Below are 15763 nucleotides of genomic sequence, written 5' to 3' on the forward strand. Positions count from 1 at the left end.
GGGCGTCACAGCCGATGTCGCGCAGAAGGCCGCCGTGCCACGCGAAGAGGATTTGTGATGCCCGCATGCTGCCAGGCTGCGCGGTGGCAGCGTTGGCATACTGAAAAGTAGAGGGGCGGAACCGCCGCCGCCCCGCAATGCGGGACCGCTGCGCTATCCAAGGTAGCCTGGTTCTCAACCTTGTTATTGCTTCCGGCATGGCTATCCGATCCCGCCATATCATTCTCTTTCCGAATTTCTCGCCGACGCGCTATCGCTGACGGCATGGCGAATTTTCGGGTTTTTCTTGCGCCTGCAAATGCCGGCGACCTTCTTCAGAAGCTTCAAGGGGAACCAGACACAATCGTAAGAGGTTGATGTGGACCCACTCGGTATTTTTCTGGAAGTCAGCAGGAGGGTAGCGCCATGACCGATCACTCGCATTCGGATCGCAGCCCTCCTGACGCCATGACCCCGCATCCCCTGGCCCCGCATCCGGGCGCGCTGAGCCGCCGTGGTTTCATCGGCGCGGCGCTTGGGGGCAGTGCCCTGGCCGGTCTGCCGGCGTTTTCCCAGACACAGGACGCGCCATCGCTGAACGAGGTGGAGCGGCAGTTTTTCGGCGCGACCGAATGGCAGCAACTCAACGCGCTTTGCGATGCGCTGATCCCTGCCGGCGGTGACGGACCCGGCGCCTTGGAGACGCGGGTGCCAGTCTTCATCGACCGCCAGCTTGCCGGCGATTTCGGCAAGGCCGCGACATGGTACATGGAGGGCCATTCGAGCCTGACGCCGATCCCAATCTCGGGTTCCAGTCCCCTTTAAGTCCGGCACAGATCTACCGCGAGGGGCTGGCCTGGTTCGACGACTGGTGCAGCAGGACCGAGGGCGGCGCGTTCACGGATCTGAACGCCGAGGCGCGTGACCGCGCGGTCAGCGCTCTGATGGACGACAAGGTCGATTTCCCCCCCAAGCTGCGCGATTTCCCCGATTTCCTGCTGAAGCAGACGAAAGAAGGCTATCTGGCCGATCCGCGCCATGGCGGGAATGCCGGGATGGCTGCCTGGACCTATATCGGGTTTCCGGGCGCGCGGGGCAGCTTTCTGCCCTGGACCGATGAATCGAGAGACGATGCGGAATATCCGCTTGGGCCGGTATCGATCAGCGGGGAGCGCGCGTGATGGCCACGGACATGCCGAAAAAGGATGTCGTCATCGTCGGATTGGGCTGGACCGGGTCGATCCTGGCGATGGAACTGGCGCAGGACGGGCTGGACATCGTGGCGCTTGAACGCGGGCCGATGCGGCGCACGGTGCCGGATTTCAAGTATCCGGATGTTCTGGACGAATTGACATACTCGCACCGCTTCGAATTGATGCAGCGCCCGCGCGAGTCGACGCTGACCTTGCGGCACACGCCGAACGGCACGGCCCGCCCCTATCGTCGGCTGGGATCGTTCCTGCCGGGTCACGGCGTCGGCGGTGCCGGCACCCACTGGAACGGCCAGACCTGGCGCCCCCAGGCCGCCGAGTTGCGCCTGAACAGCTATGTGACCGAAACATTCGGCGCCGATGTGATGCCCGAAGGCATGCAGATCCAGGACTGGGGCGTCACCTATGACGAGCTTGAGCCGCATTTCGACCGGTTCGAGCGGTTGATCGGCTGCACGGGCCTTGCCGGCAACCTGAACGGCGAGATCCGTGAGGGCGGCAACCCGTTCGAGGCCCCGCGCAGCGCCGAATACCCGCTGCCGCCGCTGCCGCAGACCAGTGCGGGACGGCGCTTCAAGGAGACCGCCGAAAGCCTTGGCCTGCACCCGTTCCCAAGGCCGGGCGGCAACGCGTCGCGCGCCTACAAGAACGAATACGGGATGCAGCTTGGGCCGTGCAGCTATTGCGGGTTCTGCGAATGGTATGGCTGCTACAACTATTCCAAGGCCACACCGCATACCTGCGTGCTTGACGCGCTGTATCGGCAGAAGAACGTCGAGATCCGCACCGGCGCGAACGTCATGAAGGTCGAACTTGCCGAAGACGGCAAGACGGCGACCGGCGTCACCTATCTGACCGACGATGGCGAAGAACATTTCCAGCCGGCTGATCTTGTGCTGATCTGCGCCTATTCCCTGCATTCCGTTCATCTGATGCTGCTGTCAGGGATCGGTCAGCCCTACGACCCCACCACGGGCGAAGGGGTCACGGGCCGCAACTATTCCTATCAGATGATGGGCAGCACCAGCGTGTTCTTCGAGGACGCCGATTTCAAGCCCTATGTCGGGGCCGGCATCGATGGCTATTCGATCCTCGATTACGGGATCGAACAGATCGATTTCGCCCGGGAAGGCTTTGTCGGCGGCAGCTATATCACCGTCGGCCACACCAACGGTCAACCGATCAAGTCAATGAGCCTGCCCGAAGGGACACCGAAATGGGGCGCAGGCTGGAAGCAGGCGATCGGCAAATGGTATGGCAAATCGCTGTCAATCGGCAGCCACGGCTCGAACATGAGCTATCGCGACTGCTATCTGGACCTCGATCCGACCTACAGGGACCCGTTTGGACGCCCGCTTCTGCGGATGACCTTCGACTGGAAGCCGAACGACATCGCGATGACGCAATTCATGAAGCGTCAGACCGAAAGGATCGCCCGCGCCATGAACGGATCAAGCTGGAACTCCAGCTACAAGGACGCAGACAGCCATTACGACATCCGCCCCTATCAGACGACGCATAACGTCGGCGGCGCGCCGATGGGCGACGATCCGAAAACCAGCGCCGTCAACCGGTATCTGCAAAGCTGGGACGTGCATAACGTCTTCGTGTCGGGGGCGTCGGCGTTTCCGCAGAACATCCAGTTCAACCCGACCGGAACCGTCGGCGCGCTGACCTATTGGATGGCCGAGGCGATCCGCAAGGATTACCTGCCGAACCCGCGGCCCTTAATGCAGGGAGTCTGAGCCATGAGACTGTTCTTGCGGATTGTCGCGGGTCTGGTCCTTCTGGGTCTTCTGGTCGTGGTGGCGCTGATCCTCTGGCCGCTTCGCCTGACCGCGCCGGAGCGGCTGACCGTCGCAGACGACGCGATGGCCTGGCCTGCGGTCGAAAAGGAAGATTATCCCCGCCTCGCGGTCGTTGCCGCCGACTGCGCGGCCTGCCACACCGCGGATGATGGCGCGCGGTTCGCGGGCGGACGGGCATTTCCCACCCCGATGGGCACGATCTATTCGTCCAATATCACGCCCGACGACGAAACCGGCATCGGCGGGTACACGCTGGACGAATTTCGCGCGGCGTTGGTGGACGGGGTGCGCGGCGACGGTGCCCATCTTTACCCCGCCATGCCCTACACCAATTACCGCAAGCTGGCGGAAAGGGATGTCGCGGCGATCTATGATTACATGATGAACCAGGTCGAGCCGGTGCGGAACACGCCGCCGGAAGACGAGATGACCTTTCCCTTCAACCTGCGCTTTGGCATCAGGGCATGGAAATGGGTGTCGCTGCCCCGGCCCGGCTTTACAGCCGCCAGCGATGATCCGGTGCTGGCCCGGGGTGCCTATCTGGTCGAGGGGCCAGAGCATTGCGGCGCCTGCCACAGCCCGCGCAATGCCCTGTTCGTCCAGTCAGGCTATGATGCCTCGGACCCCGATTTCCTGTCGGGCGGAGAGCTGAACGGATGGCCCGTCCCCTCGCTTCGAGGCGAGGACGGCGCACCGGCAACCTGGTCGGAACAGGCGCTGACCGACTATCTGCGCACCGGGCGCAACGCCGCATCCGGGGTCGGAGGCGAGATGACCCTGGTTGTTGAACACTCGCTGCAGGAACTGCCCGACAGCGACGTCGCGGCCATCGTGGCCTATCTGCGGGCGCTGGCCCCGAACGGCGGCGGCAGCGACGATGGGCTGCTGGTGACTGCGGACGGCACCCGGGCCGGGGCGCTGCGGGATGCGCAGGACAGCACGGGAACCATCGCCATGCTCAGCGCCGCCGATCCCGATGAGATGGAGCTTGGTGCGCGGCTTTACCTGGACAATTGCAGCGGCTGTCACTTCTCGGACGGGGATGGCAGCGACAGCGTTGTACCGCGACTTGACGGGAACCGCATCGTGAACGCCGACTCGCCCGTGGGCCTGATCAAGACCATCCTGGACGGTGCCGAATTGCCCTCGACGCATCTCGCCCCCTACGCGTTGGCGATGCCGGGATTCGCCGACCGGCTGGACGATGCCGAGGTGGCCGAGCTGGCAAGTTTCGTGCGCCGCGCCTGGTCGAACGACGCCCCGCCGGTCGAGGCCGATGCGATCGGTCAGTATCGGGAGTGACGCGCCGGTCAGATTTCCAAGACGCTTGACCGCGTCAATTCCGCCGAGGAAGGATGAGCAGGAGGACACGAGATCCGGTTACCACTTGCGAGGCAGGGTTCAGCGGATATCGCGGTTTGATTGTCGGAGGTTTGGGGACGAGGAACAAGCAGAGGTGATAAAATCCGCGCGCGATTGCCGTTTTGCAACGGCGATCCGGCGGGTTTCCTTGAATGGCGACGGACTGGAATATGGCGCAGATATTCCGCAAATCAGGCGACACGTTTCTTCGGCTTGGGCTGGCTGCTTTGATCGGCATTCCCCTGATCGCCGCGATGCTGGGCATGGTTCTTGTCCGGTCGGAATATGTGACCGGACAGGATCGTACGCCGACCCAGCCTGTGCCCTTCAGCCATGCGCATCACACCGCCGAGATCGGGATCGACTGCCGCTATTGCCATATCGGTGTCGAAACCTCTGCACGCGCAGGCATTCCCCCGACATCGACCTGCATGACCTGCCACAGCCAGTTGTGGACCGAGGCCGACATGCTGGCGCCGGTGCGCGAAACCTATGTCAGCGGCGCGCGGCTGGAATGGGCGCCGGTGAACACGTTGCCGGATTACGTCTATTTCGATCACTCGATCCATGTCGCCAAGGGCGTCGCGTGCACCACCTGTCACGGCCCCGTCGGCGACATGAAGCTGATGCGTCAGCACGCGCCGCTTACAATGGGTTGGTGCCTTGATTGTCATCGCGCGCCGGGGCCGAACCTGTCACCGCGCGCTGCGTTATTCTCGCCGATCCCTGCCGAAACCGCGACAGCCGACATCGCGGCGCTGCTGGCGGAATACCATGTCAGCGACAGCGGGCTGACCGATTGCTCGGTGTGCCACCGATGAAGGGCGCAGGAACCTCACGGCGCGATGCGCTCAAGCTTTTTTCCGGCGGTGCTGCGGCGCTGATCGCGGGGTGCCGCCCCGCCGGCGCGGGAATCGTGCCCTATCGCGACATGCCCGAAGGCATGGTACCGGGCAAGCCGCTGTTCTTCGCCACCTCGCTGCCGCTGGCGGGGGCGGGGCGCGGTGTGCTGATCGAAAGCCACGAGGGCCGCCCGGCCAAGGTGCATGGCAACCCTGCCCACCCCGGCAGTCTGGGCGGCACCGACGTGTTTGCCGAGGCTGCGGTGCTGGATCTGTTCGATCCCTCCCGGTCCACCGCGCCGCTGCGTGAGGGGCGCCCGACCGGCTGGGGCGCGCTGGCGGCGGAACTGGCGCGCCTGTCCGGGACTGATGGCGCGGTGCTGCTGACCGGGCCGGTCGGTTCGCCGACGATGGCGCGCCAGATCGCCCGGCTGCTGACGGCGCGGCCCGGGCTGCGCCACGTGTCCTACAGAACCGCCGCCCCTGCGCTGTGCAGCGATACCCACCAGCTTTGGCCGGATTGGGGCGCGCTCGATGCCGTGGTCAGTGTTGGCGCCGACCCGCTGGGGCCGGGACCGACTCAGATCGCCTTTGCCAAGGGCTGGGCGCAGGCCAGACGCGACCGGCGCGGCGTGTTCCGTTCCCATGTGTTCGAGGCAGGCCCGAGCCTGACCGGCGCGCATGCCGACCGTCGCACTGCTCTGCGCCCCTCGCAGATGTCCGCAGTGGCGCAGGCGCTGCAGGCCGCGCTTGACGGGGGCGCGGTCGAAACCCCGGCGGTCGCCGCCGCGGCGCGGGCGCTGCAACGCGCCGACGGTCGCGCCGCGGTGTTGCCCGGTCCGGATCTGTCCGGCGCTGCAAGGGCGGCGGTGGACCGGATCAATGCCCGCATCGGCGCGCCGCTGCGCCGCCTGCGCCCGTTCGATGTCTGGGACGATCTTGCGCCCGAACCGGTGGAAACGCTGCTGCAGGACATGCAGTCGGGCCAGGTTCCCGCGCTGATCGTTCTGGGGGCGAACCCGGTCTATGATCTGGGTGCGGGGTTCGCCGCCGCAATTTCGCGCGTTCCGCAGCGGCTGCATTTCGGTCGGCACGTGGATGAGACCGCGAATGCCTGCATCTGGCACGGCCCGCTGCATGATCCGCTGGAAGACTGGTCCGATCTGCGCGGCCCCGACGGCACGGTCGGGCTGGTGCAGCCCTTGATCGCGCCGCTGCATGACAGCCGCTCGGCCCACGAGGTTCTGGCGATGATGCAGGGACCTGCTGCGGCGTCCCCCCATGCCATCCTGCGCGAGACATGGGCAGAGGCTTGGGGCATGGACGGGTTCGAGGATCGCTGGATGCGCGCCCTGCATGACGGTGTGGTCGCAGGCACCGGCCCGGAGGAGGTCGCGGCGGCCGCATCTGCCGGCCCGGCCCGGCCCGCCGCCGCCCCCGCAGGCACGCTTGAAACAACGCGCTGCCCGTCGCCTTCGGTGCTGGACGGCAGCTTTGCCGCCAACGCCTGGCTTCAGGAATGTCCCGATCCCTTCACCAAGCAGGTTTGGGGCAACGCGGTCTGGCTTTCCCCCCAGGATGCGGGCGACATCGCCGATGGCGATCTTGTGGAACTGTCGTCGGACGGCGACCGCGTGATCCTGCCCGCGATCGTGGTCAAGGGGCAGGCGCAGGGCTGCGTGACGCTGCATATCGGATATGGCCGCGACGCCGCCGGCCCGATCGGCAGCGGCATCGGGGCGCGGGTGCAGGATCTTGGCCCCTTCGTCACGCTGCGCCCGACGGGCGAACGCGCGGCACTGGCGCGGGTGCAGAGCGATTTCGGCCAGCACGGGCGCGAGATCCTGAAACTGGCACACAGCGTCCCGTCCGAACCGCCTGCGCAAAGGCCGTCGTTCTACGCCCCCCGCGAAAGCGAGGGCCATGCCTGGGGCATGGTGATCGACACCGACGCCTGCATCGGTTGCAACGCCTGCATGATCGCCTGCCAGTCCGAGAACAACATCCCCGTCGTCGGTCCCGACGAGATCGGCCGCGGGCGCAACATGCAGTGGATGCGGGTGGACCGCTATGACCTCGACACCGGCGGCAGCGGGTTTCAGCCCGTGCCGTGCATGCATTGCGAACAGGCCCCGTGCGAGCCTGTCTGCCCGGTCGAGGCGTCGGTGCATGACAGCGAAGGGCTGAACGTGCAGGTCTATAACCGCTGCATCGGCACGCGGTTCTGTCAGGCCAACTGCCCCTACAAGGTGCGGCATTTCAACTTCTACGACTATGCCGACAAGCAGGCATTCGAGAATCAGGGCGCCGACCTGCTGCAAGCGCTGCGCAACCCCGATGTCAGCGTGCGCGCGCGCGGTGTGATGGAGAAATGCACCTATTGCGTGCAGCGCATCTCGGCCGCCCGCCGCGAGGCGAAGAAGGAGAACCGCGACATCGCCGATGGAGAGGTCGTGACCGCCTGCCAGGCCGCCTGTCCGGCGGAGGCGATCCGCTTTGGCGACCTGAACGATCCCGGCGCCGCGGTCACCGCCGCCAAGGCCGATCCGCGCCATTATACGCTGCTGGACGAACTCGGCACGCGGCCGCGCACCACCTATCTGGCCCGCGTGGTGCCGGGGGACGAGGGATGAGCCGCTATCTGCCCGATCTGTCCCGGGCCAAGATCACCGACTCGGTGGCCACACCGCTGCTGGAACAGCATTTCGGGCGCGGCTGGTGGACGGGCTTCCTGGTCTCGCTGGCGCTGACGGTCGTGATGGGGGTCAGCATCGTGTGGCTGCTGTTGCAGGGGGTCGGCATCTGGGGCGTGAACACCGCCAATGTGTGGGGCTTTGCGCTGGCGAACTATGTCTGGTGGATCGGCATCGGCAACGCGGGCACGCTGATTTCCTCGATGCTGCTGCTGACGCGGCAACGCTGGCGCGCAAGCGTCAGCCGCTTTGCCGAAGGCATGACGCTGTTTGCCGCCGCCATCGCCGGGCTTTTCCCGATCTTTCACCTTGGGCGGCCATGGCTGTTCTATTGGCTGGTGCCCTATCCCGACACGATGGGCGTCTATCCGCAGTGGCGCAGCCCGCTGGTCTGGGATTTCTTCGCCATCGCCAGCTATCTGCTGTTCTCGCTGATGTTCTGGTATACCGGCGCGCTGCCCGATTTCGCGACGATGCGCGACCGGGCAAGAACGCGCGGGCGGCAGGTGTTCTTCGGCGTGCTGGCGATGGGCTGGCGCAATTCGGCACGTCACTGGAAGATCTATCAAAGCTATTACACCGCGATGGCCGCGCTTGGCGTGCCGCTGGTCGTGTCGGTGCATTCGGTCGTCGGTCTCGATTTCGCGGCCGGGCTGATGCCCGGCTGGCAAGAGACGATCTTTCCGCCCTATTTCGTCGTCGGCGCGATGTATTCGGGTTTTGCGATGGTGGTGGTGCTTGCCGCCGCGATCCGCCGGGCGCTGGGGCTTCAGGCGCTGATCACAACCGCGCATTTCGATGTCATGGGCAAGGTGCTGCTGTTCGGCGCGCTGGTGTTGTCGCTGTCCTATGCCAGCGAATGGTTCTTTGCCTGGTACGGGCAGGAAAAGGCCGACATCTATGTGGTCTGGTGGCAGTTCTTTGGCACCTACGGCCCGATCTACATCGCCATGCTGGTCTGCAACTGCCTGATCCCGCAGCTGTTCTGGTTCCCGCTGTTCCGCCGCTCGCTGCCCTGGATCGTGGGTATCTCGATCCTGATCAATGTCGGCATGTGGCTGGAGCGAATCCTGATCGTCGCTGTCACGCCTGCGCGCGGTCACCTGCCGGCGCAATGGTCGATCTATTGGCCGACGATCTGGGACTGGCTGCTGCTGGCGGGCTCGCTGGGGTTCTTTTCGCTGATGTTCTTCCTGTTCGTGCGGCTGGTTCCGGTCGCCTCGATGCACGAGGTCAAGGCCCGCATCCATCAGGAGGCCGCGCGATGACCCGTCTGCTGCTGGTCTTCGACGATCCTGCGGCGCTGGTCGCGGCGGCGCGGCAGTTGCGCGGGAATGGCGTCGCCGACATGGACGCGCATGTGCCGTTTCACATGCCGGAACTGGACGCGGTGCTGGACCTGACCGAGCCGCCGGTGCGGGCGATCATGCTGGGCGCCGCGCTGATCGTGGGCGCGCTGACATGGGGGCTGCAATGGTGGACGGCGACCCGGTGGTATTCGATCAATTCCGGCGGGCGGCCCGACAATTCCTGGCAGATCTTCACCTTCGCAGTGTTCGAGATGGGCGTGCTGGCCGCGGCCTTTGCCGGGCTGATCGCCATGTTCGCCTGCTGCGGTCTGCCGCGCCTGCATCACCCGTTCTTTGCTACGGCGACGACCGAGCGGGCCAGCGACGATCTGTTCTATCTCAGCCTGCCGGATGACGACACGGTGCCCGACCGCATCGCGCTGTCGCGCCTTTCCGGCCTGCGCCAGATCGTCGAGGTGGCGTCATGATCCGCCGTGCCGCGATTCTGCTGGCCCTTGCCGCCCTTGCCGCCTGCAGGGAGGACATGGTCGAGCAGCCGAAATTCACCTATCTGGACCCGTCGGAGATCTGGGCCGATGGCGCCTCGGCCCGCCCGCTGGTGGCAGGCACGGTGGCGCGCGGTGCAGTGGCGGCGCAAGACGCGCTGTCAGGCCCGCCCGCGATCACGGCCGATCTCCTGACGCGCGGGCGCGAGCGTTACGATATCTTCTGCGCGCCCTGTCACGGTCTGACCGGGGCGGGCGACGGGCGGGTGGTCCGACGCGGCTTTCCGGCGCCGCCATCCTATATGACCGCGCGGCTGCGGGCGGCGCCGGCGCGGCATTTCGTTCAGGTGATGACGCATGGTTACGGGGTGATGTATCCCTATGCGGATCGTGTGCCGCCGCCGGATCGTTGGGCGATCGCGGCCTATATCCGCGCCCTGCAACACGCCGCCCCCGAGGTGCCGCCCGAGGCACCGGCGCGCGGCGCGGTCCCGATCGGAGGGCAGGATGATCGCTGAGATGCACCATGACCGAAGATCCCCGGTATGGGTCTGGACGCTGGCCGCGTCGGTGGCCGCAATCCTTGCGGGGGTGCTGGTGCTTGATGCCGGCGCGCTGGCGCGCGGGGCGCTGACGGGCTGGCTGTTCTGCCTGTCGGTCTGCACCGGCGCGGCGGTCTGGCTGCTGATCGGGTCGCTGACCGGCGGCCAGTGGCTGGCCCTTGCAGCGCCGGTACTGACCACATTGGCGCGCTGGACATGGGCGGTGGCGCTGTGCGGGGTGGCGTTCGTCGCATTCGGGCCGGTGCTGTTTCCGTGGTGGCAGGGTGGAACCGAACCGGCGCTGTGGTTCGACACAACCTTCTTTGCGCTGCGCGGCGCGGGGGTTTTGATCCTGTGGGCCGTTCTGGGATTCGTTGCCGCTCGCCCGCTGCCCCCGCCCGTCGCGGCGCTGGCGCTGACCCTGCACGGGCTGGCGGTATCGGTGGCGGGCACGGATTGGGTCCTGTCGCTTGATCCCGGCTTTGTCTCGACCGCATTCGGCGCGCATCTGGCGGTGCTGCAACTGGCGCTGGCGCTGGCGGCGGTGGCGGCGCTGTCGGGCGGGAATGGCGATATCGGCGGGCTGCTGCTGGCCTGCGTCCTGGGGGTCTTTTATCTTGGCGCCATGGAATACGTCGTCAGCTGGTCCGGCAATCTGCCGCACAAGGCGGCGTGGTATCTGGCGCGGCAGGATGGCTGGGGGCTGGCCTGGCTGTGGCTGTCCTTTCTTGTCGGTGTCGCCTTGCCGTTCGCGGCGCTGCTGTCCACCCGCATCCGCCACGACCCGGCGGCGCTGCGCATGATCGGCAGTGCCATGATGGTCGGCGGATTGGCTCATCTGATCTGGCTGGTCGGGCCGCAGGGCGGCATGATCGGACTGATGGCGGTCGCGACCACCGGCGCGGCCCTGTCACTGGCCTTTCTGATCGCCGGAGGGCGCCATGCGCGATGAGCCCGGAGTCGAGCCGAACCTGTTTCCCGCGCGCTGGACCGTGGCGGTGATCCTGGGCATCGCGGGGTTCGCGGCGCTTTGCGTGACGCTGATCTGGCTGTTCTATCCGGCTGCCCGCGACATGCAGGCCAAGACGCCGACGGGTTTTGCGCCGCCGGGGCTGGAAACCTATCCGGTCGATGCGTTTCGCGCCTATGAGGCGGCCGAGCAGGCCCGCCTTGCCGGGGCCGAGGGACGGCTTCCCATCGAAGACGCCATGGCCGCGGTCGTGCAACGCGGCACGCTGGATGGCGCGCCATGATCCGCGCGTTCCTGCTGTTGCTGATGCTGGCCGGTCCGGCGATGGCGGGGCTGACGCAGCAGCAGCTTGACCGCGTGCGCGTCGATCTGCCGCAAGATGCGGCGCTGGATCTGGCGCCCGGCCTTCCGGCGGTTCTGATCTTTGCCGATTTCGATTGCATCCATCTCTGCGACGCGGTGCTTGCCCAGACGGCGGGGCTGCTTGCGGAAACCGGGCTTGCACCCGCAGAGGATTACACGCTGATCGTTGTCGGCCTGGACCCGCGCGACGATGCCGCGATGGCGCAGGATTTCGTCGCGCGCCAGACACCCGCCCCCCTGCGGTCTGCCATTCGCGTCATGCAGCCCGACCGGCCCGCGCTGAAGCGGATGACCGCCGCGCTTGGCTATGGCTTTGTGTTCGATGCGGAGACGGGCCAGTTCGCCCATCCCGCCGCGCGCTTCGTCCTGACCAAGGATGGCCGGGTCAGCGCGGTCCTGCCCGCCTTCGATGCCGCGCCCGAGGATTTGCGCGGTGCGATCCTGGGCGCGCGCCACGGCACAGGTGCCATCGCGACCCGGCTGATCCTGCTTTGCTATGGCTTCGATCCGGTCACGGGGCGCTATTCGCTGGTGATATGGCGGCTGCTGACGGTGCTCAGCGCGCTGACGCTGCTGATCCTTGGCGCGTGGCTGGGCATCGCCATCTGGCGCGAAAGGGGGACGGCATGAGCGATGCGATCTGGTCCCGGGCCGGAGCCCATGCCGAAAGCTTCGATCGGCTGTTCACCGTGCTGACCGGATTTTCGGTGCTGATCCTGCTGCTGGTCGCGGGTTTGATCGTCGGCTTCTCGATCCGCTTTCGCAGCGGCAGCAAGGTCACGCGCCACAAGGTGTCGCGTCTGATCCATCGCGAAATCGAGATCGGCTGGATCGCCGCCACCGCCATCGTCGCGCTGTTCTTTTTCTGGTGGACAACCTCGGCCAACCTGCAACAGGCCGCCGCACCTGCCGGCGCGATGGAAATCCACATCGAGGCCAAGCAGTGGATGTGGAAGGCCAGCCACCCTGACGGCACGCGCGAGATATCCACGCTGCACGTGCCGGCGGGGCAGCCGGTGCGGCTGTATCTGAACAGCCAGGACGTGATCCATTCCTTCTTCGTCCCGGCCTTCCGGCTGAAACAGGACGTGGTCCCGGGACGCACGGCGACGATGTGGTTCCGCGCCGACCGCGCCGGCACCTATCCGCTGCTGTGCGCGGAATATTGCGGCACCGGTCATTCGCGCATGCTGGGCGAGATCGTGGTGATGGAACCGGCGGATTTCGCCGCATGGCTGGACAGCCGCCCCCAGGGCGGGGGCATGATCGCGGCGGGACGGATGCTGTTCACCTCGGTCGGCTGTTCGGGGTGCCACGCCCCAGGCTCAACGGTTCACGCGCCGGATCTTGACGGGCTTTACGGGCGGCAGGTGCCGCTGGCGGACGGGCGGGTGGTGACGGCGGATGCGGCCTATATCCAGGACTCCATCCTGCTGCCGCGCCGCGACATCGTTGCGGGCTATGCGCCGATCATGCCCGATTTCGCGGATCTTCTGGACGAGGACGAGGTCGCGGCGCTGGTCGCCTATATCCGCAGCCTGAAAGGGGACGCCTCATGACCGATGCCGCCCGGCCCGGAACCCCCGATCGCGGCTATTCGCTGCCGCCCAGCTATCTGAATGCCGGAACGACGCTGAAATCCTGGCTGCTGACCACGGATCACAAGCGGATCGGGCTGCTGTATCTGGCCTCGATCACGGTCTTTTTCATGATCGGCGGCATCGCCGCTGCGGTGATGCGGACCGAGCTGATGACACCGGCGGGCGATCTGGTGTCGGCCGATACGTATAACCGGCTGTTCACGCTGCACGGCGTCATCATGGTGTGGTTCTTCCTGATCCCGGCGGTGCCGACGACGCTGGGCAATTTCGTGCTGCCGCTGGCCATCGGGGCGCGCGACGTGGCCTTTCCGCGGCTGAACCTGTTCAGCTGGTATCTCAACATCGCCGGCGGCAGCCTGGCGCTGAGCGCGCTTCTGCTGGGCGGCGTCGATACCGGCTGGACCTTCTACACGCCCTATTCGACGCTGTATTCGAACAGCTATGTCACGCTCGCCGCCGCAGGGGTGTTCGTGGCCGGGTTCTCCTCGATCGCGACGGGGCTGAACTTCATCGTCACCGTCCACACGCAGCGCACCGAGGGGATGGGCTGGATGCGGCTGCCGCTGTTCGTATGGTCGATCTATGCCACCTCGATCATCCTGGTGCTGGCCACGCCCGCGCTGGCCATCGTGCTGGCCATGATCGTGGGCGAGCGGGTGTTCGATCTGGGCCTGTTCGACCCGCGCCGGGGCGGCGATCCGATCCTGTTCCAGCACATCTTCTGGTTCTATTCGCACCCGGCGGTCTACATCATGATCCTGCCCGGCATGGGCGTCGTGACCGAGGTGCTGACCTGTTTCTCGCGCCGCAAGGTGTTCGGCTATGAGGCGATGGTGTTCGCGATCCTGGGCATCGCCATCTTCGGCTTCTTCGTCTGGGGCCACCACATGTTCGTGTCGGGGCAATCGACCTTTGCCAGCCTGATCTTCTCGCTTCTCAGCTTCGTCATCGCCGTTCCCTCGGCGATCAAGGTGTTCAACTGGTCGGCCACGCTTTACGGCGGACATATCACCTTCGAGGCGTCGATGCTGTATGCTCTGGGCTTCGTCGGCCTGTTCACCATGGGCGGGCTGACGGGGCTGTTTCTGGCGTCGATCCCCATCGACGTGCATGTGACGGACACCTATTTCATCGTCGCGCATTTCCATTACATCATGGTCGGCGGCATGGTCTCGGCCTTCTTTGCGGGGCTGCATTTCTGGTGGCCCAAGATCACGGGGCGGATGTATTCCGAAGGCTTTGCGCGCGCCGCGGCGCTGCTGATGTTCGTGGGCTTCAACGTCACCTTCTTTCCGCAGTTCATCCTGGGCTTCATGGGGATGCCGCGCCGTTACTGGAGCTATCCGCCCGAATTCCAGATCCTGAACCTGATGTCGTCCTTCGGCGCGATGATCCTGACGCTGGCCTATGCGCTGCCGATGATCTACTTCGCATTGTCGCTGTGGCGCGGGCGGATGGCGGGCGACAACCCCTGGCGCGCGACGGGGCTGGAATGGGCCACGGCCTCGCCGCCCCCGCGCGAGAATTTCGTGCAGCGCCCGGTGGTGGACAGGGCCCCCTATGACTATCACCCCGCCCACGGGGAGCCGACCGAGCGCGAGGATGATCCGGACCGCGAAAAGCGCGACGACAGGCCGGAGGACCCGGCATGAGCAACCTGCACGAACCGTTCCAGACGCTTGCGCGACAACGCAACGCCGCCGAATTCGGCATCTGGATCTTTCTTGCGTCCGAACTGGTGTTCTTCGGCGGGCTGTTCACCTGCTATTCCGTCTACCGGCTTCTTTATCCGCAAGGCTTCCTTGCCGCGGGCGCCGAGACGAACCTGATCATCGGCACCGCGAACACCGCGATCCTGCTGACGTCCAGCGCGACGATGGCCGTCGCCGTCTGGGCCGGGCGCGCAGGGCTGCGCCGGCACGTCCTGTGGGGGCTGTGCCTGACCGCGATGCTGGGCGTCGGGTTCATGGTGCTGAAGGCCGTGGAATATGCCGAGGATATCCGCAAGGGCCTTGTGCCCGGCGCAGGTTTCGCCATGTCCGAACGCGGCGCCGAGATCTTCTTTTCCTTTTACTGGATCATGACCGCGATCCATGCGGTTCACCTGACCATCGGCGTGGGCGCGGTCTCGCTTGCGGCGTGGCGTCTGTGGCGTGGCGCGCTGGACTGGCGCGGCACCGCGTTCCTGCACGTTGTGGGGCTTTACTGGCACCTGATCGACCTGATCTGGATTTTCCTGTTTCCGCTGCTTTACCTTCTGGGGAGGGGCGGATGACCGACAAAACGCATCCTGTGCGGCTGTGGCGCAATGCGGCCCTGGTCTGGGTGGCCCTCAGCCTTGCACTGGCCGCGACGGTCGCGGGAGCCTACCTTGACATCGGGATCTGGAAACTGCCGCTGGCACTGGCGATCGCCGCGATCAAGGCGGCACTGGTGGCCGCGATCTTCATGGAACTGACAGGCGCGGGCGCCGGATCGCGCATCGCAGCCCTGGTCGGCCTGCTGTGGCTTGCCCTGATGATGTCGCTGACATTTGCGGATGAGACAACGCGGACCAGGGCGCCCGACGGGTTCAGCCAGAACACGGAATGATCCTG

The 15763-nt window shown here is 65.9% G+C and carries 16 protein-coding genes; all 16 read left to right on the forward strand.

What is annotated here, in order from left to right:
• The first annotated feature begins 405 nt into the window (after nucleotides 1-405).
• The 16 genes from JHW45_RS01090 to JHW45_RS01165 all read left to right on the forward strand — a co-directional run bounded on the left by JHW45_RS01090 (nucleotide 406) and on the right by JHW45_RS01165 (nucleotide 15758).
• Complete coding sequence (locus JHW45_RS01090) at nucleotides 406-804, forward strand: gluconate 2-dehydrogenase subunit 3 family protein (protein ID WP_272859129.1); 399 nt, start codon at nucleotides 406-408, stop codon at nucleotides 802-804.
• A complete protein-coding gene (locus JHW45_RS01095) occupies nucleotides 741-1160 on the forward strand; it encodes a gluconate 2-dehydrogenase subunit 3 family protein (RefSeq protein WP_272859130.1) in 420 nt (139 codons plus the stop codon). Before JHW45_RS01090 ends, JHW45_RS01095 begins: the two co-directional genes overlap by 64 nt.
• Nucleotides 1160-2935 (forward strand): GMC family oxidoreductase, encoded by a 1776-nt coding sequence (locus JHW45_RS01100; protein WP_272859131.1) that lies wholly within the window; start codon nucleotides 1160-1162, stop codon nucleotides 2933-2935. The genes JHW45_RS01095 and JHW45_RS01100 overlap by 1 nt, the downstream gene beginning before the upstream one ends.
• Before the next feature lie 3 nt (nucleotides 2936-2938).
• Nucleotides 2939-4300: a c-type cytochrome gene (locus JHW45_RS01105; protein ID WP_272859132.1), complete on the forward strand. Its 1362-nt coding sequence runs from the start codon at nucleotides 2939-2941 to the stop codon at nucleotides 4298-4300.
• Nucleotides 4301-4530: 230 nt separating this feature from the next.
• The gene (locus JHW45_RS01110; protein WP_272859133.1) at nucleotides 4531-5181 is read left to right on the forward strand and encodes a cytochrome c3 family protein; all 651 of its coding nucleotides are present in this window, start codon (nucleotides 4531-4533) and stop codon (nucleotides 5179-5181) included.
• Nucleotides 5178-7835, forward strand: coding sequence for a 4Fe-4S dicluster domain-containing protein (locus JHW45_RS01115; protein ID WP_272859134.1), 2658 nt, complete (start codon nucleotides 5178-5180; stop codon nucleotides 7833-7835). Before JHW45_RS01110 ends, JHW45_RS01115 begins: the two co-directional genes overlap by 4 nt.
• Nucleotides 7832-9163 (forward strand): NrfD/PsrC family molybdoenzyme membrane anchor subunit, encoded by a 1332-nt coding sequence (gene nrfD, locus JHW45_RS01120; RefSeq protein ID WP_272859135.1) that lies wholly within the window; start codon nucleotides 7832-7834, stop codon nucleotides 9161-9163. The genes JHW45_RS01115 and nrfD overlap by 4 nt, the downstream gene beginning before the upstream one ends.
• Nucleotides 9160-9672 (forward strand): DUF3341 domain-containing protein, encoded by a 513-nt coding sequence (locus tag JHW45_RS01125; protein WP_272859136.1) that lies wholly within the window; start codon nucleotides 9160-9162, stop codon nucleotides 9670-9672. Before nrfD ends, JHW45_RS01125 begins: the two co-directional genes overlap by 4 nt.
• Complete coding sequence (locus tag JHW45_RS01130) at nucleotides 9669-10208, forward strand: c-type cytochrome (RefSeq protein ID WP_272859137.1); 540 nt, start codon at nucleotides 9669-9671, stop codon at nucleotides 10206-10208. Before JHW45_RS01125 ends, JHW45_RS01130 begins: the two co-directional genes overlap by 4 nt.
• Nucleotides 10198-11184 carry a hypothetical protein gene (locus JHW45_RS01135; protein WP_272859138.1) on the forward strand — a complete coding sequence of 329 codons (987 nt, stop codon included), beginning with the start codon at nucleotides 10198-10200 and terminating at the stop codon, nucleotides 11182-11184. Before JHW45_RS01130 ends, JHW45_RS01135 begins: the two co-directional genes overlap by 11 nt.
• The gene (locus JHW45_RS01140) at nucleotides 11174-11485 is read left to right on the forward strand and encodes a hypothetical protein (protein WP_272859139.1); all 312 of its coding nucleotides are present in this window, start codon (nucleotides 11174-11176) and stop codon (nucleotides 11483-11485) included. Before JHW45_RS01135 ends, JHW45_RS01140 begins: the two co-directional genes overlap by 11 nt.
• A complete protein-coding gene (locus JHW45_RS01145) occupies nucleotides 11482-12195 on the forward strand; it encodes a thioredoxin domain-containing protein (RefSeq protein ID WP_272859140.1) in 714 nt (237 codons plus the stop codon). Before JHW45_RS01140 ends, JHW45_RS01145 begins: the two co-directional genes overlap by 4 nt.
• Nucleotides 12192-13124 carry a cytochrome c oxidase subunit II gene (gene coxB / locus JHW45_RS01150; RefSeq protein WP_272859141.1) on the forward strand — a complete coding sequence of 311 codons (933 nt, stop codon included), beginning with the start codon at nucleotides 12192-12194 and terminating at the stop codon, nucleotides 13122-13124. Before JHW45_RS01145 ends, coxB begins: the two co-directional genes overlap by 4 nt.
• Entirely contained in the window at nucleotides 13121-14818 is a 1698-nt protein-coding gene (locus tag JHW45_RS01155) for a cytochrome c oxidase subunit I (protein ID WP_272859142.1), read from the forward strand. The genes coxB and JHW45_RS01155 overlap by 4 nt, the downstream gene beginning before the upstream one ends.
• Nucleotides 14815-15441 (forward strand): cytochrome c oxidase subunit 3, encoded by a 627-nt coding sequence (locus tag JHW45_RS01160; protein ID WP_272859143.1) that lies wholly within the window; start codon nucleotides 14815-14817, stop codon nucleotides 15439-15441. Before JHW45_RS01155 ends, JHW45_RS01160 begins: the two co-directional genes overlap by 4 nt.
• Entirely contained in the window at nucleotides 15438-15758 is a 321-nt protein-coding gene (locus JHW45_RS01165) for a cytochrome C oxidase subunit IV family protein (RefSeq protein WP_272859144.1), read from the forward strand. The genes JHW45_RS01160 and JHW45_RS01165 overlap by 4 nt, the downstream gene beginning before the upstream one ends.
• Nucleotides 15759-15763: the final 5 nt, after the last annotated feature.

The sequence above is a fragment of the Paracoccus stylophorae genome (assembly GCF_028553765.1).
Taxonomy (GTDB): domain Bacteria; phylum Pseudomonadota; class Alphaproteobacteria; order Rhodobacterales; family Rhodobacteraceae; genus Paracoccus; species Paracoccus stylophorae.

Coding starts and splice junctions, on each gene's coding strand:
- JHW45_RS01090 (WP_272859129.1), top strand. CDS start 406: ATGACCGATCACTCGCATTCGGATCGCAGCCCTCCTGACGCCATGACC.
- JHW45_RS01095 (WP_272859130.1), top strand. CDS start 741: ATGGTACATGGAGGGCCATTCGAGCCTGACGCCGATCCCAATCTCGGG.
- JHW45_RS01135 (WP_272859138.1), top strand. CDS start 10,198: ATGATCGCTGAGATGCACCATGACCGAAGATCCCCGGTATGGGTCTGG.
- JHW45_RS01155 (WP_272859142.1), top strand. CDS start 13,121: ATGACCGATGCCGCCCGGCCCGGAACCCCCGATCGCGGCTATTCGCTG.
- coxB (WP_272859141.1), top strand. CDS start 12,192: ATGAGCGATGCGATCTGGTCCCGGGCCGGAGCCCATGCCGAAAGCTTC.
- JHW45_RS01115 (WP_272859134.1), top strand. CDS start 5,178: ATGAAGGGCGCAGGAACCTCACGGCGCGATGCGCTCAAGCTTTTTTCC.
- JHW45_RS01165 (WP_272859144.1), top strand. CDS start 15,438: ATGACCGACAAAACGCATCCTGTGCGGCTGTGGCGCAATGCGGCCCTG.
- JHW45_RS01105 (WP_272859132.1), top strand. CDS start 2,939: ATGAGACTGTTCTTGCGGATTGTCGCGGGTCTGGTCCTTCTGGGTCTT.
- JHW45_RS01140 (WP_272859139.1), top strand. CDS start 11,174: ATGCGCGATGAGCCCGGAGTCGAGCCGAACCTGTTTCCCGCGCGCTGG.
- nrfD (WP_272859135.1), top strand. CDS start 7,832: ATGAGCCGCTATCTGCCCGATCTGTCCCGGGCCAAGATCACCGACTCG.
- JHW45_RS01160 (WP_272859143.1), top strand. CDS start 14,815: ATGAGCAACCTGCACGAACCGTTCCAGACGCTTGCGCGACAACGCAAC.
- JHW45_RS01145 (WP_272859140.1), top strand. CDS start 11,482: ATGATCCGCGCGTTCCTGCTGTTGCTGATGCTGGCCGGTCCGGCGATG.
- JHW45_RS01100 (WP_272859131.1), top strand. CDS start 1,160: ATGGCCACGGACATGCCGAAAAAGGATGTCGTCATCGTCGGATTGGGC.
- JHW45_RS01130 (WP_272859137.1), top strand. CDS start 9,669: ATGATCCGCCGTGCCGCGATTCTGCTGGCCCTTGCCGCCCTTGCCGCC.
- JHW45_RS01110 (WP_272859133.1), top strand. CDS start 4,531: ATGGCGCAGATATTCCGCAAATCAGGCGACACGTTTCTTCGGCTTGGG.
- JHW45_RS01125 (WP_272859136.1), top strand. CDS start 9,160: ATGACCCGTCTGCTGCTGGTCTTCGACGATCCTGCGGCGCTGGTCGCG.